27 protein-coding genes and 3 tRNA genes are annotated in these 26369 nt (G+C 29.5%); 11 read left to right on the forward strand and 19 right to left on the reverse strand.

The features are described 5' to 3' along the window. The first annotated feature begins 30 nt into the window (after positions 1–30). The 7 genes from AVBRAN12642_RS04495 (at position 31) to AVBRAN12642_RS04525 (ending at position 8960) form a co-directional block, all read left to right on the forward strand. On the forward strand, positions 31–387 hold the full coding sequence (locus AVBRAN12642_RS04495; protein WP_336608009.1) for a transcriptional repressor: 357 nt from the start codon (positions 31–33) through the stop codon (positions 385–387). Then, positions 380–1243 carry a cytochrome-c peroxidase gene (locus AVBRAN12642_RS04500; RefSeq protein WP_336608010.1) on the forward strand — a complete coding sequence of 288 codons (864 nt, stop codon included), beginning with the start codon at positions 380–382 and terminating at the stop codon, positions 1241–1243. Before AVBRAN12642_RS04495 ends, AVBRAN12642_RS04500 begins: the two co-directional genes overlap by 8 nt. Beyond that, positions 1240–3903 carry an EAL domain-containing protein gene (locus tag AVBRAN12642_RS04505; protein WP_336608011.1) on the forward strand — a complete coding sequence of 888 codons (2664 nt, stop codon included), beginning with the start codon at positions 1240–1242 and terminating at the stop codon, positions 3901–3903. The genes AVBRAN12642_RS04500 and AVBRAN12642_RS04505 overlap by 4 nt, the downstream gene beginning before the upstream one ends. 50 nt (positions 3904–3953) lie before the next feature. Beyond that, complete coding sequence (gene ilvD, locus AVBRAN12642_RS04510; RefSeq protein ID WP_336608012.1) at positions 3954–5657, forward strand: dihydroxy-acid dehydratase; 1704 nt, start codon at positions 3954–3956, stop codon at positions 5655–5657. A gap of 281 nt (positions 5658–5938) precedes the next feature. Continuing rightward, positions 5939–7081 (forward strand): hypothetical protein, encoded by a 1143-nt coding sequence (locus AVBRAN12642_RS04515; RefSeq protein WP_336606966.1) that lies wholly within the window; start codon positions 5939–5941, stop codon positions 7079–7081. Next, positions 7081–7935, forward strand: coding sequence for a hypothetical protein (locus tag AVBRAN12642_RS04520; RefSeq protein ID WP_336606965.1), 855 nt, complete (start codon positions 7081–7083; stop codon positions 7933–7935). Before AVBRAN12642_RS04515 ends, AVBRAN12642_RS04520 begins: the two co-directional genes overlap by 1 nt. 428 nt (positions 7936–8363) lie before the next feature. Beyond that, entirely contained in the window at positions 8364–8960 is a 597-nt protein-coding gene (locus AVBRAN12642_RS04525; protein ID WP_214116319.1) for a peroxiredoxin, read from the forward strand. Between the two features lie 24 nt (positions 8961–8984). On the opposite strand, the gene AVBRAN12642_RS04530 is transcribed toward AVBRAN12642_RS04525, so the two are convergent. From AVBRAN12642_RS04530 to AVBRAN12642_RS04555, 6 genes are all read right to left on the reverse strand, one after another. Continuing rightward, a complete protein-coding gene (locus AVBRAN12642_RS04530; RefSeq protein WP_336606964.1) occupies positions 8985–9755 on the reverse strand; it encodes a hypothetical protein in 771 nt (256 codons plus the stop codon). 1 nt (position 9756) lies between these two features. Next, complete coding sequence (locus tag AVBRAN12642_RS04535; protein WP_336606963.1) at positions 9757–10062, reverse strand: thioredoxin family protein; 306 nt, start codon at positions 10060–10062, stop codon at positions 9757–9759. Further along, the gene (locus AVBRAN12642_RS04540) at positions 10049–11437 is read right to left on the reverse strand and encodes a cation:dicarboxylate symporter family transporter (protein ID WP_336608013.1); all 1389 of its coding nucleotides are present in this window, start codon (positions 11435–11437) and stop codon (positions 10049–10051) included. Before AVBRAN12642_RS04540 ends, AVBRAN12642_RS04535 begins: the two co-directional genes overlap by 14 nt. Before the next feature lie 109 nt (positions 11438–11546). Next, positions 11547–11623 (reverse strand) — tRNA-Asp (locus tag AVBRAN12642_RS04545). Between the two features lie 16 nt (positions 11624–11639). Further along, positions 11640–11715: transfer RNA gene (locus AVBRAN12642_RS04550), tRNA-Val, on the reverse strand. An 8-nt stretch (positions 11716–11723) separates the two neighbouring features. Further along, positions 11724–11799 (reverse strand) — tRNA-Lys (locus AVBRAN12642_RS04555). Positions 11800–12022: 223 nt separating this feature from the next. Between AVBRAN12642_RS04555 and phsA the strand changes: the two genes are divergently transcribed. Genes phsA through nrfD form a run of 3 tightly spaced genes read left to right on the forward strand, consistent with a single transcriptional unit; the run spans position 12023 to position 15805 of the window. Further along, positions 12023–14281, forward strand: coding sequence for a thiosulfate reductase PhsA (phsA, locus tag AVBRAN12642_RS04560; RefSeq protein ID WP_336608014.1), 2259 nt, complete (start codon positions 12023–12025; stop codon positions 14279–14281). A 2-nt stretch (positions 14282–14283) separates the two neighbouring features. After that, the gene (locus AVBRAN12642_RS04565; RefSeq protein WP_214150087.1) at positions 14284–14850 is read left to right on the forward strand and encodes a 4Fe-4S dicluster domain-containing protein; all 567 of its coding nucleotides are present in this window, start codon (positions 14284–14286) and stop codon (positions 14848–14850) included. Then, complete coding sequence (nrfD, locus tag AVBRAN12642_RS04570; protein ID WP_336608015.1) at positions 14843–15805, forward strand: NrfD/PsrC family molybdoenzyme membrane anchor subunit; 963 nt, start codon at positions 14843–14845, stop codon at positions 15803–15805. The genes AVBRAN12642_RS04565 and nrfD overlap by 8 nt, the downstream gene beginning before the upstream one ends. 81 nt (positions 15806–15886) lie before the next feature. Here the strand turns inward: nrfD and AVBRAN12642_RS04575 are convergent, their stop codons facing one another. Further along, a complete protein-coding gene (locus AVBRAN12642_RS04575; protein ID WP_336608016.1) occupies positions 15887–16282 on the reverse strand; it encodes a hypothetical protein in 396 nt (131 codons plus the stop codon). A gap of 188 nt (positions 16283–16470) precedes the next feature. Between AVBRAN12642_RS04575 and AVBRAN12642_RS04580 the strand changes: the two genes are divergently transcribed. Next, the gene (locus tag AVBRAN12642_RS04580; protein WP_214119628.1) at positions 16471–16998 is read left to right on the forward strand and encodes a hypothetical protein; all 528 of its coding nucleotides are present in this window, start codon (positions 16471–16473) and stop codon (positions 16996–16998) included. Positions 16999–17296: 298 nt separating this feature from the next. Here the strand turns inward: AVBRAN12642_RS04580 and AVBRAN12642_RS04585 are convergent, their stop codons facing one another. From AVBRAN12642_RS04585 to ilvC, 12 genes are read right to left on the reverse strand one after another with little or no spacing between them, the layout of a single operon-like run. Further along, positions 17297–18169 (reverse strand): RsmB/NOP family class I SAM-dependent RNA methyltransferase, encoded by an 873-nt coding sequence (locus AVBRAN12642_RS04585; protein WP_336608017.1) that lies wholly within the window; start codon positions 18167–18169, stop codon positions 17297–17299. Further along, positions 18169–18720: a tetratricopeptide repeat protein gene (locus AVBRAN12642_RS04590; RefSeq protein WP_336608018.1), complete on the reverse strand. Its 552-nt coding sequence runs from the start codon at positions 18718–18720 to the stop codon at positions 18169–18171. The genes AVBRAN12642_RS04585 and AVBRAN12642_RS04590 overlap by 1 nt, the downstream gene beginning before the upstream one ends. After that, a complete protein-coding gene (locus AVBRAN12642_RS04595) occupies positions 18717–19496 on the reverse strand; it encodes a tetratricopeptide repeat protein (protein ID WP_336608019.1) in 780 nt (259 codons plus the stop codon). The genes AVBRAN12642_RS04590 and AVBRAN12642_RS04595 overlap by 4 nt, the downstream gene beginning before the upstream one ends. 16 nt (positions 19497–19512) lie before the next feature. After that, positions 19513–20280, reverse strand: coding sequence for a tetratricopeptide repeat protein (locus AVBRAN12642_RS04600; RefSeq protein WP_336608020.1), 768 nt, complete (start codon positions 20278–20280; stop codon positions 19513–19515). A gap of 25 nt (positions 20281–20305) precedes the next feature. After that, complete coding sequence (locus AVBRAN12642_RS04605) at positions 20306–21172, reverse strand: tetratricopeptide repeat protein (RefSeq protein ID WP_336608021.1); 867 nt, start codon at positions 21170–21172, stop codon at positions 20306–20308. A 32-nt stretch (positions 21173–21204) separates the two neighbouring features. Next, a complete protein-coding gene (locus AVBRAN12642_RS04610) occupies positions 21205–21972 on the reverse strand; it encodes a tetratricopeptide repeat protein (protein WP_336608022.1) in 768 nt (255 codons plus the stop codon). Between the two features lie 16 nt (positions 21973–21988). Continuing rightward, positions 21989–22645, reverse strand: coding sequence for a tetratricopeptide repeat protein (locus AVBRAN12642_RS04615; protein WP_336606953.1), 657 nt, complete (start codon positions 22643–22645; stop codon positions 21989–21991). 23 nt (positions 22646–22668) lie between these two features. Next, positions 22669–23175 carry a tetratricopeptide repeat protein gene (locus AVBRAN12642_RS04620; protein ID WP_336606952.1) on the reverse strand — a complete coding sequence of 169 codons (507 nt, stop codon included), beginning with the start codon at positions 23173–23175 and terminating at the stop codon, positions 22669–22671. Position 23176: 1 nt separating this feature from the next. Further along, positions 23177–23551, reverse strand: a complete 375-nt coding sequence (gene ruvX / locus AVBRAN12642_RS04625; RefSeq protein WP_214119608.1) for a Holliday junction resolvase RuvX — start codon at positions 23549–23551, stop codon at positions 23177–23179. Continuing rightward, on the reverse strand, positions 23551–24330 hold the full coding sequence (locus AVBRAN12642_RS04630) for a DNA-processing protein DprA (protein WP_336608023.1): 780 nt from the start codon (positions 24328–24330) through the stop codon (positions 23551–23553). Before AVBRAN12642_RS04630 ends, ruvX begins: the two co-directional genes overlap by 1 nt. Then, complete coding sequence (locus tag AVBRAN12642_RS04635; RefSeq protein ID WP_336608024.1) at positions 24305–25348, reverse strand: divergent polysaccharide deacetylase family protein; 1044 nt, start codon at positions 25346–25348, stop codon at positions 24305–24307. The genes AVBRAN12642_RS04630 and AVBRAN12642_RS04635 overlap by 26 nt, the downstream gene beginning before the upstream one ends. Beyond that, complete coding sequence (ilvC, locus tag AVBRAN12642_RS04640; protein WP_214150100.1) at positions 25348–26367, reverse strand: ketol-acid reductoisomerase; 1020 nt, start codon at positions 26365–26367, stop codon at positions 25348–25350. Before ilvC ends, AVBRAN12642_RS04635 begins: the two co-directional genes overlap by 1 nt. Positions 26368–26369: the final 2 nt, after the last annotated feature.

Consider the following 26369-nt stretch of genomic DNA (forward strand, 5'->3'; position numbering starts at 1 on the left):
ATTTTAATTTTTTTTGCTATTATTAGCAGAATGAATTCAGTTAAATTATTAAAAAAGCACGATATCGGTATTACAGAACTTAGAATTTTATTATTAGATGAGCTTTTAGCTGCTAAAGAGCCTAAATGTTTTGATGATTTTAAAACAAAGGCAAATAAAACTACATTTTATAGGACGATGGAGCAGTTTCAAAAGGTTAAATTAGTAACTAAAATTGATTTAGATGGTAAAGGATATTATCAGATAAATAAAGGTAATCATGCTCTTTTTGTTTGTGATATTTGTCATCATACTAAAGATTTAGAATTTCCAAATATTGAAAAAATTCAAGTTAGCTCGGTTTTAGTAAAAGGAGTTTGTGAGGAATGCAAAGAAAATGATGAATAAGATTATATTTTTAATTACATTTGTTATTTGTGTTTTTGCAGAAGATAATATGTATAAACCTTTAGCTACCATACCTTATGATAAAAACTTAGCTTCAGTTGGTAAAAGATTATATTTTGATGTTAATTTAAGCCCTAATAAAGTATCTTGCAATACTTGCCATAATTTAAATTTAACAGGTAGCGGCTCAAATGATTCCGGTATAAATTCTGATAATTTGACAAATCCACCAACAATTTTAAATATTGCATATTCTAATTTATTTTTTAAAGACGCAAATATTACCGATTTAAAAGAACAAATTAAAAAGACATTAAGAGATGATATGAATATTACTCCTGATGAGTTTGATGATTGGGTTAAATTCAATGTAACATATCAAAGATGGTTTAATAATATAGGATTAGCTGCTAATTATGATAATTTAGTTAATGTGCTAGTGGAATTTGAAAAAGCATTAGTTACTCTGGATTCTCCTTTTGATTTATATTTAAAAGGAGATAAAGATGCTATTAGCATAAGAGCTAAAAGAGGGCTGAAATTATTTAATTTTTATGGCTGTTCGTCGTGTCATAATGGTAGTAATTTTGGAAGCAATATAATTGCTGATATAAATACTAGCTTTTCAGAAGGCTGTAAATTAGAAGATGGTAAAGTAAAAGTGCCTACTTTAAGAAATATTACAATAACTCAACCATATACTTATAAAGGAGCTTTTAAAAATTTAGAAGATATTGTTAGGTCTATGGCTGCTTGTCAGCTAGGAATAGTTATGCCAGATAAAGATGTTGATGATATAATAGAATTTTTAAAAACCCTTGAAGGAAAAAGACCTAAGATTTTGGAAGAAAGATGAATAGAGAATATAAAAACATAGAAATAAAAACATTCGTTCAAAAAATTTTACAAATATTTATTGCTGCTATGATGATTGGTATATTTGTTTGTACTGGTATATTTTTTACCAAACTTCATCAAATAGATATTAATTACGATATAAACAACCATATACACGAAATTATGTTAGATAATCAAGAATTAATGCTAAATATAGAAAGACCAAGTATTTATGCAAATTTTGAAAGTAGTGGTAAAAAATTAAGCGAAATTGATATTAAAACTAGTGAATTAATTCAAATTCTTAAAAACAATAATCAGTTGAGTATGGCTGAAGAAGAAAAAATTAAAAAAAGTATAGAACAATTAAAGCAATATATAAAAGATTTTAATAGTTTATTAGGAACTAGTGGAAGTGATTTTAAAAGCTTTAATGTGCTTTATTCTCAATCAAAATTGGTTGATGTAAAACAAAATGTTTTAGAGTATATATTTGCTACTAAAATTAGCGTGAGTTCAATAAAAGGATATATTGAATTTTTAGACTCATTAATAGAAAATAATACAAAACAAATTATTGATTATAAAACACAATTAATTGAACTAAAACAAAATTATGCAAAAACCAAATTAGATAAAGATAAAGAATATATAGAGCTTTTAGAAGATAAAATTGCAACTATTGATGATGAAAAAACATATTTAATTTTAAGTAGAAAATTATTAAGTGATGTGAAGCAATTGCACGAAGAAAAGAATGAGATTAAGAATTTTACAGATTTTGAAAATATTCTAACTCAATTAAAATTACAAATTCTAACGAAAATTGAATGCTTAGAAAAAACAAATGACCAATTAGTATTAGTTGGTGCAATTTTTGCAGTTTTATTAATATTTACTACTTTTATTATTTTTAAATATAGCTCTGATTTAACAAATGCTTTAAATATTTTATATAAAGCATTTTTAAATTCTCCAATTCAACAAGTTTTAATTAATACAAAAAATAAAAAGAATTTATATGCTGAATATGTAAATGATACCTTTACATTTAATGTCCATGCACCAACCGAACAAAGTGAAAGCATAAGAAAAGCACAAGCTGTGAATTTTTATGATTCGTTAGATGGGATTATTGATTTAAGTGATAGTGCTAAGGGGTTTGATTATGGAACTTTAATTCAAGAAAGTCATAGTAAAATCCAAGCTTATAATGAAAATGATATTACAAGTAGAAAAGAAACTAGATTTTTCTCTGTGTTTAGAAAAAATTTAGGTGATAATATTGAGCTGATTAATAAGGTTGATGTAACTAAAAAAATCTTACAAATTAAAGATTATAAAACCAAGCTTGATAATATGCAAAAGAAATTAGATACAGATAGCTTAACAGGTTTATTATCTTTACAGGCTTTACAAGATAGGGAATTAAAAGACGATAAAGCTAATAAAAATAATATTTTCTTATATTTAAAAATTGATAATTTCAATGATTTAAGGCTAAATTATTCAACTATTATGATTGATGAAATTATAAAGATTTTTGCAAATTCTTTAAAAAATGCTTTAAATGTGAAAAATAACGATGAGGTATTAAAAAGCACCAGTATTTATCATTTGCAACTAGACGAGTTTTGTATAGTTTATAAAAACCACGAAGAAGCTATGGCAGCAGCTGATTTGATACAAAATCATTTTAAAACTCAAACAATCAACTCTACAAGGGGTAAAAAAAATAAATTTGAGTTAAAAATAAATTCTGGTATGGAACTTAAAGACTTAGAATTAAATATCGGAATTTCAAGTGAGCGTGATATTAGAAAGTCAAATCAAGAGATTATTAATAGACTTGCACAAGCAATCTTAGCAAGTTATGAGACTATTAAAACAAAAGAGCCTTATTGTGTTTATAAAGAAGGTTTAAGTATAGAAAAACAACACGCAGAGCAACAAAGAGTAGTAGGTCAGATAAGATATGCTTTAGAAAATGATAAAATATTTGTGGTTTGTCAAGGTGTGCATAATTCTATTACAAAAGAAGTTTCTTATTATGAAGTATTAGTTAGGTTAAGAGATGAACATAATAATATAGTATCACCGGGACTTTTCTTAGATGTAGCAAGAAAAGTGGGTCTTTATAAAGATATTCAAGAAGTAGTAATTAATAAGGTTTTTGATTTGATAGAGCAATATCCTAATGCGAATTTTAGTATAAACCTAGCTAACTCTGATATTATCAATAAAGAAACTAGAGATGTATTTGAAGGTAGATTAGAAAAATGCTCTCGCCCAGAAGCTTTATGTGTTGAGATATTAGAAAGCGAAAGTATTGATAAATACGATGATTTATCAAATTTCTTAAAATCAATTTCGTTTAGGGGTTGTAAGATAGCAATAGATGATTTTGGTAGTGGATATTCAAATTTTTATAGATTATTAAAAATTAAGTTTGATTATTTAAAAATTGATGGCTCAATTATTGAAAGTTTAGTAATTGATAATAATGCTAGAACCGTTCTTGAAACTCTAGTAGGATTTGCTCATAAGCAAGGTTATGAAGTTGTGGCTGAGTTTGTAAAAAATCAAGAAATTTTAAAAATAGTTCAAGATTATGGAATAGAAAAAGCTCAAGGGTATGAGCTAAGCAAACCTGAAGAACCACATAATATTTTTATTTAGAATTTAAAATAGGAATTTGAAAATCTATTAATATATAAAAAGGAGCAATAATGAGAAGTGATACTATTAAAAAAGGTTATACAAAAGCACCAAGTAGGTCATTATTAAGAGCCGTTGGGCTAAAAGATGAAGATTTTGCAAAGCCATTTATTGGGGTTTGTAATAGTTTTATAGAGATTATTCCAGGGCATTTTTATCTAAACAAATATGCTGAAATTATCAAAGATGAAATACGCAAAAACGGCTGTGTGCCATTTGAGTTTAACTGCATTGGTGTTGATGATGGTATTGCTATGGGACATAGTGGAATGCTTTATTCGTTGCCAAGTCGTGAATTAATAGCAAGTAGTGTTGAGACGGTTATGAACGCACATAGCCTAGATGCAATGATAGCTATTCCAAACTGCGATAAAATTACTCCAGGTATGATTATGGGGGCTTTAAGAGTGAATGTGCCTACTATTTTTGTAAGTGGTGGAGCGATGGCTGCAGGTAAGCTTAAAGATGGTTCTCAAATTGATTTAAATACAGCGTTTGAAGCGGTTGGCGAATACGAAGTTGGTAAAATTGATGAAGCGAAATTAAAAGAAATTGAATGTGCCGCATGTCCTGGAGCTGGAAGTTGCAGTGGAATGTTTACTGCAAATTCAATGAATTCTTTAATGGAAAGCCTTGGTATTGCACTTAAAGGAAATGGAACTATTTTAGCTTTAACTTCTGAAAGAGAAGAATTATTAAGAAGTGCTGCAAGAAGAATTTGTGAGATTGCAAAGAGCGAAGAGCTAAGCGAAAAATACAAAATTAGAAATATTTTAAATAATAAGAGTTTAAAAAATGCTCTTGTTTGTGATATGGCAATGGGTGGTAGCACGAATACAATTTTACACACTTTAGCAATTGCAAAAGAAGCTTATGCTTATGAGATTGATTTAAAATTAATGCACGAAATCGCTCAAGATACACCACATATAGCTAAGGTTAGCCCAAGTCTGCCAGGAACTCATATGCAAGATGTAGGAAGTAGTGGTGGAATATATGCAATAATGAATGAAGTTAGCAAAAAAAGTAAATTCTTTAGCAAAGATGCACTTACTATTAGTGGAGATAGCATAGGAGAACTGATTAAAGATAGTAATCCTGATGGAAAGGCTATAAAAACTTTAAATAATCCATACTCTGAGCGTGGTGGATTATGCGTATTATTTGGCAATATCGCAAGAGAAGGTGCGGTAATAAAGGTAGCCGGTATCGTTGGTGATAAGGTTTTCCGTGGTAAATGTGTTTGCTTTAATTCTCAAGATGAAGCAATAGCAGGGATTAGCAGTGGAAAAGTGGTTGCTGGAGATTGTGTAGTAATTCGCTATGAAGGTCCAAAAGGTGGTCCTGGAATGCAAGAAATGTTAAGCCCAACAAGTCTTATTATGGGTAGGGGCTTAGGTGTGTCTGTTGCATTGCTTACTGATGGTAGATTTAGCGGGGCGACTCGTGGTTTTAGTGTAGGGCATTGCTCACCTGAAGCTGCTGAAGGTGGCGAAATAGGGCTTATTAAAGATGGAGATTTAATAGAAATTGACACTATTAAATGCACTATAAATCTATTAATTGATGATGAAGAAATGGCTAGAAGAAGAGCAGAATTTAAGCCTATTAAAAAAGAGCTTAATTCAAGATGGCTTAGAATGTATCAAAAGCTAGTTAGTAATGCTAGTAGTGGCGGTGTTTTAGACCTTGATGGTTTGAATGAAATTAAATAATTTTTAGGGATTTCTTAAGGAAATTCCTAGTTTTATATTTGAAATTTTTGTAGAATTTGAAATTGCTTTTTTACTTTAAATAAATTAATAAAAATCTCTTATTTTATTAGACTTGGTACGGAAAACCTAGAAAATCAAGTACAAAAAGGTGCAATTGATTTAGATATAGCTAGACAAACTAAAGATGATAAAATCGCACAAGAGCAAATAAAAACTGCAAACGATATGGAAACCCTAAAGCAAAATCAATTCGCTACAAAAACACAACCTGAAAATTTAAAATGCAACAACAAAGCCATAAAGCAAATATAAACAATATTTATTCAACGATAGCCGAGCGTAAGCAAAATATGTTCTTTAAAGACCAAGTTTATAAAGAACAAGAAGAAGCTAAAAAAGTAATGAGTGATTTTAATGAGTTTTCACTCAAGTTTCCTAACTTAAAAGGAGATGATTTAAAGAATGCTTATTTTAAAAACTTAGATTATAAGATGATATCATCTTTTAATGACCCACTAGCTGATAATACTACTCAAATAGCAAACGCTCAAAAATATTTAGATATGAAAACCCAAGCTACGAAACATTTAGGTTATGTATCTTCAGGCTATAATGCAATAGAAAGTAATTTTAACCCTATTCCTAAAGGTAGTGGTAATGGTGCAAATAGCGTGAGAAATAATGGCGTTTCTAATGTAGATTTAGCTATGTTTAATAAAGCACAAGAGCAAAATAAAGCTATAGAGCAGGAGTTTCTAAATAATGCAAGTAAGATAAAACAATTAGCCACTAGTTTAACAACTGCCGCATCAAACCTAGAAGACCCAGAAATAATTAGGCAAGAATTAGCAAAGCTACAAGAAAGACAAAAAGAACTAGAAAATATAAAAAATCAAAATAAAGCTTATATTAATAGCAATACTTCAGGTATTTATACTATGCTTAAGGATACTTTAGCAAGACAAGGATTTTCTAAACCTGAAGAAGAAATACAAGAAATACAAGATTTATTATTGTTATCTAAAGGCTTAAATGATATATATGATGTATTAGAAAATGGCAAAGGTAAGGATTTTAATGTAGGCTATACAGGTAATATTGGTAGATTTTTTACTAGAGTTGGTGGTAATTCTCATCCTGTAGACTTGCTAGAAAATAGAACAAAAACATTTATGAAGATATATCAAAATTCAGGCACTAAGCTAAAATCACAATATGAAGATATAAGGTCAGTATTCCCTGATTATACAGGTTTTTGGCAAAGTAAAGGCAAAGTAGCAAGTGATTTAAGAGATATTGAAGAGAGTATAAGAAATCAAATAAATAATAAATTATCAGCTTATAATAATGAGAGTAAAGAATTAATTAAGTCTTTAGTGGATAATATCTATACGAGTAAATATTCACTAAAGGCAACACAATAATGAAAAAAATATTAATTATTATAATGAGCCTTGTATATTCACAAGGCTTACAAATTAATCTAAGCGATGAAGAACTAATAAAGCAATTACCACAAGAATGGCACAATGATTATAAAATTAAAACAATTGAAAATTATAAAAAGTATGGCAAAGCAAATCAGAGCATAAAAGACTATTCAGAAAAAGTTGTTAATAATCTTCAAGCTATAAAAATACCTTTAAGTGAAAGTAATATAAAAAAATATTTTAATACCACTAAAGGTTATACACCTTTTACAAGTGATTATATAGATAAAGAAATGGAAAGGCATAAATTATTATCTAAAGCTAGTGAAGAGTATTTTAAATATGTAGATGAAGTAGCACCTACAGGAGAAAGAATATTAAGTGAAGATGAATGGATAGAAAAAAGAGCTTATAAGTTAGAGAATTTAGGTTCAAAATTGCAAAGTTATTATACAATGCTTAATGCGATAGATACGAAACAAAGCTATGAAAAAAATGCAAAAGAGCTAGGGCTTGAACTAACAAAAGAAAGTTTTATAAATACAATGCTATCATCTCATTTTAATGAATATGAATTAAGTAAAAATAACGATAATGAAACAATAGTAAAGGATAAAATACTTAATATTAATAAAAATGTAGGCGATATAGAAAGCTTTAATTACTACACCCTAAAGGCATTTATTCTAAACTATCTAGTAAGTTTTTTAGGATTAATCACAGGTATAATTCTATGCATAAAATATAAGGATAAGACATTAGTATATATAAGTCCGTTTGTATTATTAGCTTTAGGTTTAGTGATTGATTATTTTGTAATCGGAATAAAATTACTTAAATATGTATAAACCCTAGCAAAACACGGCTAATTTGCTAGGGTTAGGTGAATTGCTTTAAGCTTAGGCTAAGCCGTGCTTTACTATAATTTAGTTAGTTTGAAAAAATAAATGGTTTTACTAGAACTTTTTTAAAGTTCTTAGTAAAGCTATGATTAAAACGATTAAAATAATTGTTTCTCCCATATTACCACCTTTCCACCCTAACAAGCCTAAGGCAAAAAGCAAATCATATTATAAATTAATTTTTATTAAAAACATTTTAAATAATTATTTAAATTAAATAATTTTAAAACTATATTAATTTATAATTTTCATAAAACTACTTAAAATCTTGATTTAAATTATTTTAGGATAATTTTTGTATGATTAACATTTCTATTAACTTTTAACATTTATAATTTTTTAACAAATAAAAATTATTAATAAGGAGACAAATTATGTTAGTTACAAAAAAAGCACCAGATTTTACAGCTCCAGCTGTATTAGGAAACAATACAATAGATAACAATTTTAATCTATACAAAAATATGGGTAAAAAAGGAACAGTAGTATTCTTTTATCCAAAAGATTTTACATTCGTATGTCCAAGTGAAATTATCGCATTTGATAAAAGATTTAAAGATTTCCAAGATAGAGGAATTAATGTAATCGGAATTAGCGGTGATAACGAATTCTGCCATTTTGCTTGGAAAAACACTCCAGTGAATCAAGGTGGTATTGGCAATGTACAATTTCCTTTAGTAGCAGACCTTACAAAAGAAATCGCTCGTGGTTTTGATGTATTATTTGATGAAGCAGTAGCTTTAAGAGGTTCATTCTTATTAGATGCTGATGGCACAGTTCGCCACGCAGTAATTAATGACCTACCATTAGGAAGAAATATTGATGAAATGATTAGAATGGTAGATACAATGCTATTTACAAATGAGCATGGTGAAGTATGTCCAGCAGGCTGGCATAAAGGCGAAAAAGGTATGAAAGCTGATCCAAAAGGTGTTGCTGATTACCTAGCTAACAATAGCGAAAAACTATAATTTAAAGGCTAGGATTTTCCTAGCCTACTTAAAATTAAATAATTTTTTAAATATTGATTTTTTCACTTCTGTTTTCTTACTTATAAAATTTACTTTTATATTATTTATATTATTTGGTATAAAGTCTTTGTTGATTTTGTGATTATTTATATAAAAATATTTTTTGCTAATATTATTTGCGAATGGAATTTCGTTAAAAGATACATTGCCATCTCCAAGTGCTTTAAAAATCTCATCTTTTCTACTTTTTCTAAAATCATAAAACCTAAAGCCTTGCTTAATGCAGTTTAAATAAAATTCCACTTCTTTATCTATATCAAAATCTAACTCATTTGGGCTAAAAATACTATGATTTTTGGGTTTGAAATTATATAAAAACTCACAATTTTGATTAAATATTTTTATAAAATCTTGAGTGTATATAAATCTTAAAAATCTAGTTTTTTTACCCTTGAAATATCTTAAATCAGATTTTAAAAATCCGTTTGCAATAATTTTTGCATTTTTTGGAAAATTTATATTTTTTAAAAATGATAAATTTTCAATGAAAATATAATCAAAATATTTCAATTTTTTAACTTGTAAAATCGCTAAATCATTAAAAATATCTATGTGATAAATATTTTTATTTAAGCCTTTTGTATCAGTATTACAAATATATAAAACTAGATTATTTTTGCTTAGATTATTTGCTAATTCTTTTAAAAGAATTTCAATTTCGCTATTTTTAGAATATATATAAAATCCATCAAAATTCTGTGAAAACACATTATTAAGTGATGGATTTTTAAACATTTTAAAGCTTTAAAACGCCTTCTTCAATTAAAGAAATTGAGTGCGGCTCAACCACTCTTGTATGCACTTCTTCTCCATTTTTTAAAAAAAGTATCGTAGGAATATGGCGAATACCCAAATCAGCTCTTATATTTTCATCTTTATCAACATTTACATGGTAAAAATTTATATTAGTATATTTTTGACTAAGCTCTACCAAAAACGGCTCAGCAATCTTACAATCCCTACACCAAGGTGCTCCAAAAGCTATAACACAAGTTGCATTATCTTTAATATTTAAATATTCTTGATAATTAATCTCTTTCATTGTTTAAATCCTTATATTCATCTTTATTTAATGTTTTTAACTCGCTATCAGTCGCAATCGCTGCAATCATAGCACCATTTACATTGCTCATAGTTCTTACCATATCTATAATAGGGTCAATTGCAAAAATTACACCTAGTAAATAAAACTTATCCCCAAGTCCAAGCCCTGTAATCATAATAGAAGCTGCTACAATTGAAATTCCAGGAATTCCTGCGATGCTTAAAGACCCAACAATAGTAATTATGATAATTAAAACCGCACTAGATAAATCAATGCTAAGCCCTGCACTATGCATAATAAATGCAGCCACAAGCCCTACATAATACCCAGCACAGCCACTCATTCCTATAGTAGCACCTAGCCCTGCTACGAAGTTTGCATTGTTTTCACTAACGCCTAATTTAGTATGAAGTGTACGAATGGTAATCGGTAAAACACCCGCTGAACTTCTTGAAGTAAAAGCTAATAATAGCACTTCAAACGCTTTTTTATAATACACCATAGGAGATAAGCCGTGAAATGCTAAAATGATAGAAAATACAACAATCATTAAAATTCCACTTGCATAAGTTAATATTATAAATAACCCAGCTTCTTTCATAGCTGCAACTCCATTTGCTATTAGCACATTTGCAATCATTGCGACAACAGCATAAGGCATTAGTTGGATTATATTTGTAATTACATTCATAATAATTTTGTTTATAAAAATTACTAGGTTTTTATAGGTGCTAAATATTTCTTTATTTTCTTCTTTTGTGCCTATTTTTCTTGCACCAAGAGTGAATAAAAATGCTACTAAAATTACTCCTAAAATATTATTATTTGCAAAAGAATCTATGATATTATTTGGCATTAAACCTAATAAAATTGAGCTTAGAGTTCTAGCTTCTTTTATAGTTTTTGAAGTTTGCACTACAACATCACTTCCTAGATTAAATATTACACCTAAACTAAGACCTATAGCACTTGCAATTGCAGTAGTTATTAAAAGCCAAAAAATACTTCTACTAAGAATTGATGAAATCTTTACTCCACCTTCAAGCTTTAATAAAGATGATGAAATTCCAAAAAATACAATAGGAACTATCATAAGTTTTAACAAGCTAATAAAAATACTTACAACGAAAGAATACCAAATTCTAGTTTGCTCAAGCCATAAAATTTCTTTAGAATTTGCAGGATAATTTGCCAAATATTGAGCTAATACACCCAAAATAACACCTAAAAATAGTGCCAATGTCATTCTTTTTGCAAAACTTATAGTATATGCTAAGCGGTTTAGCCAAAAGCATAATATTAGATAAACTAATACAAAAGTAATTGATAAAGGCTCTGAAAGTGTAAAAAAGTTAATGAAAAAATCTTTCATAATTCTCCTTTAATATTTTTTTTAAGAGATAGATTTTATCCTAAATAAATTAAGAAATAAAAATATTAAAGGAGAGAACTATTGTTTAAATTTTTAAAAGAAAGGGAAATGGCGCGGCGGACGGGGCTCGAACCCGCGACCTCCGGCGTGACAGGCCGATATTCTAACCAGCTGAACTACCGCCGCAACCTAGTTTAAGAAATGGTGGTCGCTATAAGACTCGAACTTATGACATCCACCTTGTAAGGGTGGCGCTCTACCAACTGAGCTAAGCGACCAAGATTGATGGTGTCCTGTGCTGGATTCGAACCAGCGGCCCCCTCATTAAAAGTGAGATGCTCTACCTGCTGAGCTAACAAGACATTAAAATATTTGTGAAAGGTTGAATAATACAAAAAAAATTTTTAATTGTCAAGAAAAATCTAAAAAATTATATTTTAATTCAAGAATTTGGCATAAAAAATAAAAAGAATTTAAATTCCGATAATTTAAAATAAAATATATTATAATTTTATAATTTAATTAAAATTTTTAAGTATAATTTAATTAAATACTTTGAAAGTATTTGTATTTTAAGGAGTATTAATGCAAAGAAGGGAATTTTTAAAAGGCTCTGCATTTTTAGGTTCATTAGCCTGTATTAATCCAGTTTTGAGTGCTAATGCCTTTACAAACGGGGATAAAAAAAGTGTTTTTTCGGTTTGCGAGATGTGTTCTACTCGCTGTCCTATTGAAATAAGCGTTAAAGATAATAAAGGTGTATTTATTAATGGTAATCCAAAATTTAGCACAAATAAAACTAGCGTATGTGCAAGGGGTGGAGCAGGAATTAATCAATTATATGATAAAAACCGCCTTATTAAGCCTTTAATTCGTGTAGGTAAGCGTGGGGAAAACAAATGGCGTGAAGCTAGTTGGGACGAAGCTTTAAACCTAGTTGCAACAAAGTTAAACGAAATAAAAGAAAAGCACGGAGCTAGTAGCGTAATATTTACAAGCAAAGCCGGAGAATCTCACACTCATATGAGTAATTTTGCCTGTGCTTACGGCAGTCCTAATATATTTTCACATTATTCAAGCTGTCCGATTACTTATAATATGGTTTTAGAGCATACTTATGGTGGCGGCTTATCAAGAGATTTTGCTAATGCAAAATATATTGTAAATTTCGGACATAATTTATTTGAAGGTATAGTAATAAGTGATGCTAAAAAACTAGCTAAATTTGCAGCTGCAAGTGATACAAAACTACTTGTCCTTGAGCCTAGATTTAGCGTAGTTGCTGCTAAGGCTGATGAGTGGCTACCTATTAAGCCAGGAACTGATGTGGCGTTTTTAATGGCATTAATTCATATTTGGCTAAGAGATGAAAAATACGATAAAGAATTTGTAAATGAATATTGCATAGGACTTGATGAACTTAAAGCTAGTGTAAAAGATACAAGCCCTAAATGGCAAGAAAGTATCACTGGAATTAGTGCTGATACTATTGAGCGAATTGCCGATGAAATCTATAAAGCTGCTCCTAAAGTAGTAATTGATTGGGGACATAAAACCACTACTACTTATGCAGAATATCAACGCACAAGAGCTATTGCAATAGCAAACGCTTTAATGGGAAATTACGAGAAAAAAGGTGGCATTCACACTAGCAAAAATACAAATACTTTAAATAAAATCATAGGCGAAGATATTTTCCCTACTCTTGATAATCCTAGCAATGTTTTTAAGGTTCCTAACACTCCTAGAATTGATGGTGCAGGTGAAGTTGGAAATAAAAATTATTTTGTATCCAGAAAACACGGAGTTTTAATGGATATTGCCCCTGCAATACTTAGCAAAAAGCCATATCCTATTAAAGCTTGGGTAAATACTAGGTTTAATCACTTAGTAAATGTAGCAAATGTAAATGAGAGTTTAAAGGCTATAAATGAGCTAGATTTTATAGTAAGTATTGATATATATTTAAATGATTTTAGCAATTTAGCTGATGTGGTATTACCAGAAAGCTCATATTTAGAGCGAGATGAGAGCATTGCAACTATAGGAAATGGCTATTATATGAGAAATAAAGCCGTAGAAGTTATAGGCGATACAAAAAGTGGTTTTGATATTTTTAGAAAACTAGCAAGTATGATGAAAATTGATGAGCTTTATACTTATACGACAATAGATGAGTATAGAATGCAGCAAGCTAAAGGCAATGTAGATTTACTAGCAAATCTTAAAAAAGATGGCATAGTAACTTATAAAGTCCCTAGTCTTTATTTAAGAGAGCCAAAAACCATAAAAGAATTTGCTAAAACTTATCCGCAAATTAAAGATAAAATTAATAGTAACGGCGAACTTAGTTCGCTAATTAGTTTTAAGACACCTAGTAAAAAAATAGAGCTTTTCATAGAAAAAGTTGAAAACTTATTCCCAACTCACGGCTGTTTAAATACAACTGATTATGATGTGTTTAAAAATCATGAATTTTGTCTAACGAGTGGTAAAACTCCAATTCATACAAACGCTCATACTCAAAATATCCCAATTTTAAATGAATTAATGAGTGAAAGTCCTGTGTGGATAAATGAAACTAAGGCTAAAGAATTAGGCTTTAAAGATGGCGATTTAGTATATTTAGAAAATGAATTTGGCAAAATCCAAGTAAAACTTATGCTAACTCAAGGAATTCGTCCTGATACATTGTTTATTTATCACGGATTTGGTCGTAATACTCCAGCACTTAAAAACATTCACGAAATAGGTGCAAATGATAGCATAGTGCTAGGTTCAAGAAGTGGTTATGTTTGTAGCACAATGGTTACAAATATAGGCGTAGATATTAAAAGGGCTTAAAGATGAAAAAGTTTGTAATGATTCACGATGAAAATTTATGTATAGGTTGCGAGGCTTGTAGCGTAGCTTGTAAAAACGAAAATCAAATTCCAAGTGGGGTTTTTAGAGTGCAAGTTCATGCGAAAATGAAGGGAGTTTTTCCAAATCTTCAAACAGATTTTACAAGGGCAAGTTGTGTAATGTGCGAAGATAGCCCGTGTGTAAGCGTATGTCCTACGGGAGCTAGTTTTAAACTAGCAAATGGAATAACATTAATTGATGAAAATTTATGTGTATCTTGCAAATACTGCATATTAGCCTGTCCTTATAATGCAAGATTTCTTAATCCTATCACAAAAGCAATTGATAAATGCACTTTTTGTTATCCAAATAGAGTAAGCGATGGTTTAACCCCTGCTTGTGTTAGCGTATGTCCTACTGATGCACTAATTTTTGGGGATATAAATGATAGCAATTCAGAAGTTAATAAAGTCTTAGCAAGTAAAAGCGTTGAATATCCTAAAGCTCATTTAGGCACTAAACCAAAACTAGGTTTTATAAAAAATACAAAAGGAGGACGCTATGAATAATATGGCAGGGAGTTTAATGCAATATAATGAGATTTATTGGCCTTGGCCTATTGCACTATATTTGTTTTTAGCAGGGCTTAGTGCTGGGTGTTTGATGGTTTCATTAATAGTAAAATTTAATAGATTTACACATAATACTAATAGTATTTGGGACGCAACGATTAAAGCAGGAGCGTTAATTTCTCCACTTGCTATTAGCTTGGGGCTTTTGCTTTTGATAATTGATTTAGGCAAACCACTTACATTTTATTTATTGCTAATAAAATACAATTTTACTTCGGTTATGACTTTAGGTGTTTTATTTTTATTAGTTTATACACCTTTAGCATTTTTATACGCATTAATTATTTTTGAGCGTGAAATAGGGCTTTATTTTAGGTTCTTAATTCCTATTACAAATTCCATAAGAAAAATGGCTAATTTTGCAAAGATGATTGAATATGTATTGTTTTTCTTAGCTTTATGTGTTGGTGCTTATACGGGATTTTTATTAAGTGCGATTTCTAAAATCCCTTTATGGAATACTCCTATTTTACCATTGCTTTTTGTGGTTTCTGCGTTTTCTTGTGGAATAGCTGCAAATATACTTGTGGGAATTTTATTTTTTAAAGCTCACTTAAATAAAGAAAACATAAAGTATTTATTAGTTTTAGATTTAAGAGCAATAATGCTTGAAATCCCTATCTTGCTTTTACTTTTTGTAGGAATGTATTATAGCGGGGGCGAGAGTTTAATATCGCTTAAGGCTATTTTTTCTCATGAGTTTTATTCAAAATTATTTTGGTTTGGAGTGTTAGGAACGGGGCTTGTTTTACCTATTTTAATAGCCCTAACCGCACTTAAAAACCACGCCTATAAACCTGCATTCATAATAATAAACTCTCTTGCTGTGCTAGTTGGTGTAGTAATGTTAAGATTTTTTATCGTTTATGCAGGACAAGTTTGCATTAGCTAAAGGTTTTTCCTTTAGCTAATAATAGATTTTGGAATTTATCTAAGATAAATTCCAATAAACCTTAAGCCGTAATCATTAAAATTACTTATTATATACATACATATACCAATTATTACCTACTTTTTTAAGTTCGTTTGTTAATTTATGAATTTCACCATTATTAGCCGTCATTATCGCTTGAATCTCAGCAGTTTGAATTCCATTATCATCTTTAAATTCACGCAATATACTTGCTTCTACTGATTTAATGCCACCTACTCCAGCAATCATTTTTCTACTCCTATTAATATTGGAGATTAGGTCTTCCATATGTTTTTGTTTTACATCTTCTGATTTAAAATAAAAACATTGGGTATATTTATTTAAATCTCCTTCAAAATATGCTTTATGACAATTTTTAGCCACAACATCAGGGGTATTACTTCCGCAAGCAACAAACATAGTAGCAACAGCTACAAAACTAAATAATTTTTTCATATTTTCTCCTTTTGATTTGGTTTAAAGCCTAATGCTTTGCATTATGCTTTTTGTAAAATCAGTATAATACCCCCCCCCATTCTTAAGTTTTACTTAATTTGTATTAGCTACATATAATTTATTTAGCTAAGCTAATTGTTTAATGAGTGTTTTTATACTATTTGCTGAATATTTTTTAAGGAGAATTTATGAATAAGTTAATTTTAAGTGTTGCTTTAGCTTCATCGCTTTTTGCTGCTACATCGTGTGATAAGGTTTTAAATAAACTTGATGAGCAAATCACAAAAGTTCAAAATCAAAAAAAGGCAAATCCAGAAAGGTTAGAATATTTAAAAACACAAAAACAAGAAATCAGCAAAAATTGTGTAGATGGTAAAATAGATAATGAAAAATTAAAAACCATCAAAGCTGAAACTAAATATGATTACGAGAGTAAAAAATTAGAAAAAAGCCAAGCAAAACTAAATGCTAAAAAAGAAAAAGTTGAAGATAAATACAAAGATGATTTAGAAAAAATCAAAGCTAAAAAAGATAAAGAAGCTAAAAAATTAGCTGATAAAGAAGAAAAAGAATTAAAAAATAAAGCTAAAAAAGAAGCTAAAGAATTAGAAAATAAAGTTGATGATAAAGTAGAAAAAGTTGAAAAAGAGCATAAAAAATCAGAAAAAAAGCTTAAAAAACTTGAAGAAAAACTAAAAGAACAAACAAATAATTAAAACTTTTCCTAAATACTATTAAGTATTTAGGTTTAACTAATTATTGTAAAAACACTAATTGCCAAGCTAAACAATTAAAATAGCTAATTAGAATATTTTGTAGTTGATTAGGCAAGGCAGATTATTAAAATAATTTATTTTTTATAAGATTTTGCTATGTATTGATTAAATATCTTATCGTTTTCTTACTTTCAAGTCTTTTAAATACTATTAAATCTATCTATATAGTTTTTATAATTTAAACTCACTAATTAGCTTAATATTTCTTAAAATATTACAAATTTATTAGCAAAATAATTTAGCCTAATTTCCTTAATTTTGCTATGAAAAAGCCAGAATGTGTGTTGCTTGGCTTTATGCGATAAGTTTTAGCAAGTCTAATATCGCTATATTTTTCATCGTAATTACTTAGTCCTTGTAAATATTCGCAAGGCAAATGAATTTCTAAAAGTTCTATATTAAATTTAGAATTAAGCGCATTATAAATCACTGCTTCGTTTTCATAAAAATTATGCGTGCAAGTGCTATAAACTAGCTCCCCACCAACCTGTAAAGCTGTTAGGGCAGAGTTTAAAAGCTTTTTTTGAGTAGTGGCGATTTGCTTTATTTCTTTATGGCTTTTTGTGATAGAAAAATCGTGCATAAATGTGCTACAAGGAGCATCAAGCAATATTTTGCTAAATCTCTCGGGTGTCTTGCGACCTATCAAAACGCCATCGTGATTATATGTTTTTGCCTTTACGCCGTAGTTTGCTAGGATTGTTTTAAGCTTATGAAATCTTTTGCTATTTAGCTCATTTGAGCTTAGATTTTCACAATTGTCGCTAAAATTAGCTAGATTTATACTCTTACCCCCTGGAGCAGCACACATATCCAAAATAATATCGCTTGAGCTAACATTTAAAGCCTTAGCGCATAAATAACTTGAATAATCTTGTATATAAATACCGCCATTTATTGCTAAATCGTGAGTTGAAATTCTTATTTTAAATTCTTGATTAAAAATATAAAAACTATCATCTAACTTTGTAGGCGAATACTTACTAAATACACTTAAAAACTCTTCTTCACCATATTTAATAGAGTTTATAAATACTCCGAAATACTCCAAATCAATTGGCTTTTTAAAGCCATAAATCTCGTTAAAATGCTCGGTATGATTAAATATCATTAATATCCTTGTTCATTTAGTTTTCTATACTCATCGCAACCGCCCTGATAACCTAAATCACAAGCTTTGTTAAAGTATTCTTGAGCTTTTATTTTGTCTTTTTTCACACCTTTGCCATTACTATATAAAGCCCCTACCATAGAACAACTTACACCGAATTTATTATTACAAGATTTGATATATAGATTGATAGCTTTTGTATAATTTTGTGTAACTCCAAATCCTTGTTCATATAAAAATCCTAAAACAAAGCAACCTAAGGCATCTCCACCATCACAAGCTTTAGTGTAAAGTTCGCTTGCTTTTACCAAGTCTTGTTTAACACCTCTTCCATCTGCATAAAATTTTCCTAGACCGGTACATCCCAAAGCATAACCACCATCGCAAGCTTTTTTAAAAAATTCAATAGATTTTTGATAGTTTTGTTCGTTAAAATATATTTCACCTAATTTTACACAAGCTACCAAATCGCCTTTATTACATTTACTCTCAAGCTCATTCGCACCTAAAATACCAGCGCCTAAAAACACTAAAAATAATAATTTTTTCATTTTACTTCCTGATTAAAGATTTCTTCTTCATTTATTTCTAATTCTTCGCAGTACTTAGGGCTATAACGACAAACATCGGCTAAATATTTTTTTGCTAAATTTAAATCTTGCTTTACCCTATCGCCATTTTTATACATCAAAAACAAACGCTCACAGCTTGGGAAATATCCGTTATCACAGGTTTTTTTATAAATCTTAATCGCTTCTTTATAATCTTTTATTTTTTCATATTCGTATATTAATTCCTCACATTGATATGGTCGGTCATATTCACAAGCTTTTTTATAATATTCAATCGCTTTTTTATGATCTTGCTTAACCCAAAAACCTGTAGAATACTTATTGCCTAAACTTTTGCAAGCATTCGCTACTCTATTGTCACAAGCTATTTCATAAAACTGCATAGCTTTTTTAATATCTCGCTTTATACCACGAGCTTGTTCATAAAAAAAACCTAAATAATCACAGCTTGAAAAATACCCACCATCGCATGCTTTTGTGTGTAGTTTAAAGGCTTTTTTATATTTTTTATGATCTTCATACTGCCCAGCTAGTTCGTAGCAACTTTCTAAATCATTTTGAGCGCATAATTTTTCATATTTTAGCGTATCTAAAAGATAGCAAGATGGGTGATCTTTTTTATCACATTTGCTTTTTAATTCGGCTTCATTAAGTTTAAAGCAGGTTTTATAATCTATATTTAAGCATTCGTTATTGTTTTCATTTGCAACTAAAATACTTATACTAAAAAATACCAAAGATAATAATTTTTTCATATTTTATCCTACATATTTATTTTATAATTTCTTGTTGGTTTAACATTTCTAGTTTATCACAAGTTATGCCGCCTTTATATCGGCATGTAAGACTATAATATTTTTTTGCCATATTTATATCCTGCTCTATATTTTCGCCGTTTTCATACATTATTCCTAAGCGTAAGCAGGCATTATTATTTTTAGCATCACAAGAAATTTCATAAGCCTTAATAGCATTTTTGAAATCATCTATTTTTTCATATTGCCAAGCTAATTTTTCACATCTTCCTTTATTATACTCGCAAGCTTTTTTATAATATTCAATCGCTTTTTTATGATTTTGCATAAGCCAAAAACCTTCAGAATATATATAACCTATGCTTTCACATGCTAAATATCCCTTGTTATCACAAGCTATTTTATAAAAATGTATCGCCTTAGCAATATCTCGCTTTACCCCACGAGCATGTTCATAAAAAAAGCCTAAAAAATCACAACTTTGAAAATATCCACCATTACACGCCTTTGTATGCAATTCTATAGCTTTTTTAAATTTCCAATCACTCTCATATTCGTTAGCTAGTTTATGACAAGATTCATAATCGTTTTTGTTGCAATTGTTATCTAACTCAATTAGTGTTAATAAAAAACAAGCATGATAATCTTTATTGTCACATTTAATTTCTAAATTCTTATCATTTATCTCGTAGCAAGTTTTATAATCCATATTTAAACATTCTTTATTGGTTTTATTTGCAAATAAACTCATACCTACAAGCACTAAACATAATAATTTTTTCATAAAATTTCCTTAAAATTTCTTATTATTAATACCCTTGCTCGTTTAATTTTCTATACCAATAACAACTATTCTGACCGCCTAAATCACAAGCTTTGCCAAAATATTCCTTAGCCTTTGTTTTATCTTGTTTTACACCTTTGCCTTTATAATACAAACTGCCTAAATTAAAACAACCATTAGGTAACCCATCTTCACAGGCTTTAGTAAAAAGCTCTTTTGCCTTAATAGGATCTTGTTTTACTCCATACCCACTGCTATATAAAACACCTAAATTATAACAACCAACACTTTCTCCACCATCACAAGATTTAGTATAAAATTCGCTTGCCTTTAAATAATCTTCGCTTGTTCTAATCACCCCTTTGCTATATAATAATCCTAAACCATAACAACCTTCAGTAAATTCATCATTACAAGCTTTAGTAAAAAGCTCTTTTGCTTTATCATTATCTTGCTTTACACCATTTCCGTTAGCATATAAATTTCCTAAATTAACACAGCCAACAACACTTCCTGCATCACAAGCTTTGGTAAATAACTCTTTTGCTTTTATATAATCTTGTCTTACTCCAAACCCTTCACTATATAACAACCCTAGATCAGAGCAAGTCGTAGCATCTTCATCACAAGCCTTAATAAAATATTCTTTTGCTTTAGCATAATCTTGATTTATAAAAAAGTAAAATTCACCCAAGCTAAGGCAACTAAGAATTTGTCCGTTATCACAAGCCTTAGTAAAATATTCTTTTGCTTCAGCATAATCTTGATTTTTAGCATATTCTACTCCTAAATTAAAACAAGCTTCCAAATCCCCTTGATTACACTTATTCTCAAGCTCATTTGCACTTAAAATACCAGCACCTAAAAGCATTAAACATAATAATTTTTTCACTTTACTTCCTTTAAATTTATCATTGTTATTTATCAAAACCCTTGCTCATCTAATATTTCATAATGACTACAGCCGTTGTGTTCGCCTAAATTACAAGCTTTTCTTAAGTATTCTTTAGCTTTTATTTTATTTTCTCTAACGCCTTGCCCGTTATTATATAAAGCTCCCAAATTATAACAACCCATAGCATCGTTACCATCACAACCTTTAGCATAAAGTTCTATTGCTTTTGCATAATCTTGTTTTGCTCCAAATCCGTTTGCATACACAACCCCTAAATTAGAGCAACCACTAGCGTTTTCACCATCGCAAGCTTTAGTAAAATATTCTTTTGCTTTTATGTAATCTTTTTTTACTCCAAATCCATTTGCATATAAAATTCCTAAATTAAAGCAACCCGTAGCATTTCCGTTATTGCAAGCTTTGGCATAAAACTCTCTTGCTTTAAAATAATCTTGCTTTATTCCAAGTCCTTTTTCGTATAAAAACCCTAAATTAGAGCAACCCATAGTATCCCCATTATCACAAGCTTTAGCATAAAACTCTCTTGCTTTTGTATAGTCTTGTTTTACTCCAAATTCATTCGCATAAACAACCCCTAAATTATTGCAACCCGTAGCATTTCCGCTATCACAAGCCTTAGTAAAATATTCTTTTGCTTTAGCATAATCTTGATTTTTAGCATATTCTACTCCTAAATCTGAACAAGCTTCAAAATCCCCTTGATTACACTGACTTTCAAGCTCATTTGCACCTAAAATACCAGCACCTAAAAGTGCTAAACATAATAATTTTTTCATTTTACTTCCTTTAATGTCATTGCTTGTTTATTTTTTTATACAGCAAACAACTAGTATGTTCTCCATAATCACAAGCTTTTTTAATTAATTCAATAGACTTTTTAATATCATTTTCATATAAACTTGATAAAGCTAAACAGCTTTCTCCATTTTTATTATCGCAAGCTTTAGTCCATAATTCTTTTGTTTTTTCAATATCTTTTGCAACGCCAATTCCAGAATAATACATAAAGCCTAAAAATCCACAAGCACCAAAATCTTGTAGTTCGCAACTTTTAGTATAAAATTCTCTCGCCTTATTTAAATCTTGTTTTATGCCATCTCCTTCAAAATACATAGAACCTAAATTTGTGCAAGCAAAAGTATGTCCACCATCACAAGCTTTTGTGTAAAACTCACTTGCTTTTTTTAAATCTTGTTTTACTCCGTTTCCTTGTTCGTAAGATAATCCTATATTAAAACAAGAAGAAGCATCTTTACCTTTACAAGCCTTAATCCATAATTTATTTGCTTTTTTAAAATCCTGCTCTACATCTTCGCCACTTGCATATAAATATCCAAGAGCATCACAAGCTTTATAATCGTTTTTATTGCAAGCTTTTTCTAATTCCTTAATATCAACTGCACCTAAAACACTTGCACCTAAAAGTGCTAAACATAATAATTTTTTCACCTTACTTCCTTTAAATTTCTAATTTAATTTTTTAAATTCTCAATACTTTTACAAGCTCTTTCATCACCTAAATCACAAGCTTTTTTTAAATATTCTTTAGCTTTTTTATCCTTATATAAAAATGATAAAAAATAACACCCAACAGCATAATTATGATTACAAGATTTAGTATAGAATTTAATAGCTTTTTTCTTGTTTTGTTGCGTTCTAATCCCATAAGCATTCATAAAACCTACTGCATAACAAGCTTCATATAAGTTATTTTCACAAGCTTTAGTATAAAGATTTATGGCTTTAGTATAATTTTGCTTAGTTCCTATTCCGCTCTCATATAAAAACCCTAAATCATAACAAGCTTGCATATTTTTATTCTTACAAGCTTTAGACCATAAATTATAAACTTGTTTTAAATCATTTTCGTATTCAATTGGCTCTTTTGTAAAATCAATATTTTTAAAAATCTCAAATCCTAAGTCATAATCATTTGCTAACAAAACTTTAAATATAAGCAAACAAACGAGCTTTTTCAATTTAAATTCCTAAATAATCCTTAAGCAATAAAAATGCTGCAATGCTATCTTGTTTGCCATCTTTTTTTTTGCTACTAATAATTTTTGCTGCTTGTTTGCTTGTAAAACTTTCATCGTGATAGACTATATTACTAAACTCAATTAGTTTTGAAAAATGCTCCACTCTTCTTCTCATCTCATCTTCAGCACTACCACCCATTGGAATGCCTATTACAATTTTAGTGATTTTGTGCTTTTTGATTAGTTCTTTTACTTCTGTGGCTGCTTGGTTGCGATTTATTCTAATTATTGCAGGTTGTGGCATAGGAATTTTCATTATGCTAATTGCAACGCCAATTCGTTTAAGCCCTAAATCAAGTGCAAGTATATTTTCCATTAAACACTCCTAACTAAAACTCCATCAATTATTATTTTTCCATCAAGTTCATAATCATATACTAATTCGCCGTATCGCTCTAAGGCTTCATCAAGATTTGCTCCGTTTTTACAAAATTCTAAAAACTCATCGTAGTTTTGAGTGTAGCATTTTTGAACGCTGAAGTATTCTTGCATTTGTGCTACGAAAATATCAATATCATAAATTATTTTTGCCTTATAGTTTGCGATTAGCTCGTTTGTGCCATCACTTTCTCCTATTCTTTGGGCTAATACATAAATATCTTTTCCATATTCTAGGGCGTGTTTTGCTGAGTTTAATGAACCGCTTTTAAGGTCTGCTTGGGTGATGATTAAAATATCTCCAAGAGTTACTACAAGGCGATTTCTAGCTAAAAAATCGTGTTTTAATGGGATATGATTTGGCTCGTTTTCGCTTAGTGCTAGGGCGTTTTCATATATTTGTTTGATGATTAATTCATTGCTTTTTGGATAGATTTTATTAAGCCCGTTTGCAAAAAATCCTATATGATAAGGCAGACTTGCTTTTGCACTTTCAATATCTACTCCAATTGCTCCACCACTTACTATGCAAATACCTATTTGGCTTAGTTTTTGTGCTAGTTTAAAGGTTAGATTTTTTGTATAAACGCTCATTTTTCTAGAGCCTACTATACTTATTTTAGGCATTTTTAAAAGTTCTAAATTGCCTTTATAATAAATCTTATCAGGCGGGTTTTTAAGAGTATTAAACTCATTTATAATCGTTGTATATATCATCTATATAAACTAGCTCAACTTTAGAAAAGTCATATTCGCTAATTGCTTTTAGGCTATTTTTGTGTGGGTGTGCTATGGCTATTGCTCTTTTGTGTTTTAGGGCAAATTCCACTGCTTCATCTAGCTTTTTGCGAATATCATTTAAATCTTGTGAATTATCTAAAAATACATTTCTGTGGATATAAAATTGATTAAATTCTTTTGCAATTGTAGGTGCTTTTGTGTTGGCACTAGTCCTTGAATCAACGAAAATCAAATCATATTTTTTCAATGCTTTAAATAAATTTCTCATAGCGTTTTCATCTTCGCTAAATAATGAGCCTGTATGATTGTTTAGATATTTTAGATTTGGAAAAGCGATTTTGATATTTTTAATCCTATTTTCAATCACTTGATAACTATCATTTGGAGTAAGGGTTAGTGGCTCTTCTTTATTAAACTTTAAAGCCCTTAAAGGAAGGTGTATCATAAAAGATTTAAATTCTTTTGAATATTTATTAGTATCTGGGTGATTGTTTGTGTTAGGAAAAAAGCTCGGAGTGATTTTTTTACCATTTTTAATAATTTTTTTGATTTCTTCGCTTTGTTCTTTTGTCGCAACATCATCAATAATAATTGCTAATTTTGCCTTAATATTAGTAGCACTTGCTAAAGAACCAAAGGCTGAAGTTTCTTTGGTATCAAAACAAGTTACGCTAGTTACCTTACAATTATCATCATTTTTTTCTAAATCCATATTAGCAAATATATCACTAAAATTTTGATTTAAATTCTTTTCTTTATCAATGCTTTTTTCATTTTTATAATTATTTATAGCATTTACTATTGTTTGCGGTTTTGGTTTTTGAATTTCTTTTTGAGTTTTTATCTCTTTAGTTTCGCTAATTTGCTCTTTGCTTTCGTATATATTTAAATATACCAAAAGCCCTATGCCAAATAATAATAAAAATAAAAAAATTATTTTAAGAGTTTTAGCAAAGCTAGAATTAGCTTTGCTTTTTTGCTTTTTTTTAGCCATTAATTTTTATCTTGTTGAACTAATTTGCTTTTTTCAATCCAAGGCATCATTTTGCGTAATTTAACGCCAGTTTGTTCTAAAAGGCTGTTTTTAGTAATATTGCGTCTTGCATTCATTTTTGGATAATTTGCACGGCTTTCTAAGATGAAATCTTTTGCAAATGTGCCATCTTGAATATCTTTTAATACTTTTTTCATAGCTTTTTTGCTATCTTCATTTATAACTTTTTCGCCTGTAATATAATCGCCGTATTCAGCTGTATTTGAAATAGAATATCTCATATCAGCAATTCCGCCTTGATACATTAAATCAACGATTAATTTCATTTCGTGTAAGCACTCAAAATATGCCATTTCAGGTTCATATCCAGCTTCTACAAGTGTATTAAATCCTGCTTCAATAAGTGCAGTCAAACCTCCACAAAGCACTGCTTGTTCGCCGAAAAGGTCTGTTTCTGTTTCGTCTTTAAATGTAGTTTCAATTATAGCTGTGCGTCCGCCACCAATTGCACTTGCATAGCTTAGTGCTAGAGCTTTTGCATTACCGCTTTCATCTTGAGCAACTGCTATTAAATCAGGAACACCGCCACCAATTACAAATTCATTTCTTACCGTATGACCTGGTGCTTTAGGTGCTATCATTATAATATCTACTCCTTTTGGAGCTACAATTTGTCCGTAATGAACATTAAATCCGTGAGCAAATGCTATAGCTTTTCCTTCGCTTAAGTTTGGTTTAATTTCGCTATTAAAAATTTGAGCTTGAAACTCATCAGGAGTTAAAATCATAATAACATCAGCTTTTTTAGTCGCATCAGCTACGCTTAAAACTTCAAAACCTTTAGCACGAGCTTTATTAGCCGAGCTTCCTTCTCTTAGACCAATTACAACTTTTACACCACTATCTCTTAAGTTTTCAGCGTGAGCGTGTCCTTGTGAGCCAAAACCAATAATCGCAACTATTTTGCTTTTAATTAAACCTAAATCGCAATCACGATCATAATAAACATTTACTGCCATAT

It is taken from the genome of Campylobacter sp. RM12642 (assembly GCF_020137635.1).
Taxonomy (GTDB): Bacteria; Campylobacterota; Campylobacteria; order Campylobacterales; family Campylobacteraceae; genus Campylobacter_E.

What these genes read in the sequence shown, in the direction of transcription:
- AVBRAN12642_RS04500 (WP_336608010.1), top strand. Translation starts at nt 380, where the DNA reads ATGAATAAGATTATATTTTTAATTACATTTGTTATTTGTGTTTTTGCA.
- AVBRAN12642_RS04540 (WP_336608013.1), bottom strand. Translation starts at nt 11,437, where the DNA reads ATGAAAGATTTTTTCATTAACTTTTTTACACTTTCAGAGCCTTTATCA.
- AVBRAN12642_RS04585 (WP_336608017.1), bottom strand. Translation starts at nt 18,169, where the DNA reads ATGATATTTAATCATACCGAGCATTTTAACGAGATTTATGGCTTTAAA.
- nrfD (WP_336608015.1), top strand. Translation starts at nt 14,843, where the DNA reads ATGAATAATATGGCAGGGAGTTTAATGCAATATAATGAGATTTATTGG.
- AVBRAN12642_RS04575 (WP_336608016.1), bottom strand. Translation starts at nt 16,282, where the DNA reads ATGAAAAAATTATTTAGTTTTGTAGCTGTTGCTACTATGTTTGTTGCT.
- AVBRAN12642_RS04595 (WP_336608019.1), bottom strand. Translation starts at nt 19,496, where the DNA reads ATGAAAAAATTATTATCTTTGGTATTTTTTAGTATAAGTATTTTAGTT.
- ilvC (WP_214150100.1), bottom strand. Translation starts at nt 26,367, where the DNA reads ATGGCAGTAAATGTTTATTATGATCGTGATTGCGATTTAGGTTTAATT.
- AVBRAN12642_RS04515 (WP_336606966.1), top strand. Translation starts at nt 5,939, where the DNA reads ATGCAACAACAAAGCCATAAAGCAAATATAAACAATATTTATTCAACG.
- AVBRAN12642_RS04610 (WP_336608022.1), bottom strand. Translation starts at nt 21,972, where the DNA reads ATGAAAAAATTATTATGTTTAGCACTTTTAGGTGCTGGTATTTTAGGT.
- ilvD (WP_336608012.1), top strand. Translation starts at nt 3,954, where the DNA reads ATGAGAAGTGATACTATTAAAAAAGGTTATACAAAAGCACCAAGTAGG.
- ruvX (WP_214119608.1), bottom strand. Translation starts at nt 23,551, where the DNA reads ATGGAAAATATACTTGCACTTGATTTAGGGCTTAAACGAATTGGCGTT.
- AVBRAN12642_RS04520 (WP_336606965.1), top strand. Translation starts at nt 7,081, where the DNA reads ATGAAAAAAATATTAATTATTATAATGAGCCTTGTATATTCACAAGGC.
- AVBRAN12642_RS04565 (WP_214150087.1), top strand. Translation starts at nt 14,284, where the DNA reads ATGAAAAAGTTTGTAATGATTCACGATGAAAATTTATGTATAGGTTGC.
- phsA (WP_336608014.1), top strand. Translation starts at nt 12,023, where the DNA reads ATGCAAAGAAGGGAATTTTTAAAAGGCTCTGCATTTTTAGGTTCATTA.
- AVBRAN12642_RS04530 (WP_336606964.1), bottom strand. Translation starts at nt 9,755, where the DNA reads ATGTTTAAAAATCCATCACTTAATAATGTGTTTTCACAGAATTTTGAT.
- AVBRAN12642_RS04600 (WP_336608020.1), bottom strand. Translation starts at nt 20,280, where the DNA reads ATGAAAAAATTATTATGTTTAGTGCTTGTAGGTATGAGTTTATTTGCA.
- AVBRAN12642_RS04630 (WP_336608023.1), bottom strand. Translation starts at nt 24,330, where the DNA reads ATGATATATACAACGATTATAAATGAGTTTAATACTCTTAAAAACCCG.
- AVBRAN12642_RS04525 (WP_214116319.1), top strand. Translation starts at nt 8,364, where the DNA reads ATGTTAGTTACAAAAAAAGCACCAGATTTTACAGCTCCAGCTGTATTA.
- AVBRAN12642_RS04580 (WP_214119628.1), top strand. Translation starts at nt 16,471, where the DNA reads ATGAATAAGTTAATTTTAAGTGTTGCTTTAGCTTCATCGCTTTTTGCT.
- AVBRAN12642_RS04635 (WP_336608024.1), bottom strand. Translation starts at nt 25,348, where the DNA reads ATGGCTAAAAAAAAGCAAAAAAGCAAAGCTAATTCTAGCTTTGCTAAA.
- AVBRAN12642_RS04590 (WP_336608018.1), bottom strand. Translation starts at nt 18,720, where the DNA reads ATGAAAAAATTATTATTTTTAGTGTTTTTAGGCGCTGGTATTTTAGGT.
- AVBRAN12642_RS04505 (WP_336608011.1), top strand. Translation starts at nt 1,240, where the DNA reads ATGAATAGAGAATATAAAAACATAGAAATAAAAACATTCGTTCAAAAA.
- AVBRAN12642_RS04495 (WP_336608009.1), top strand. Translation starts at nt 31, where the DNA reads ATGAATTCAGTTAAATTATTAAAAAAGCACGATATCGGTATTACAGAA.
- AVBRAN12642_RS04535 (WP_336606963.1), bottom strand. Translation starts at nt 10,062, where the DNA reads ATGAAAGAGATTAATTATCAAGAATATTTAAATATTAAAGATAATGCA.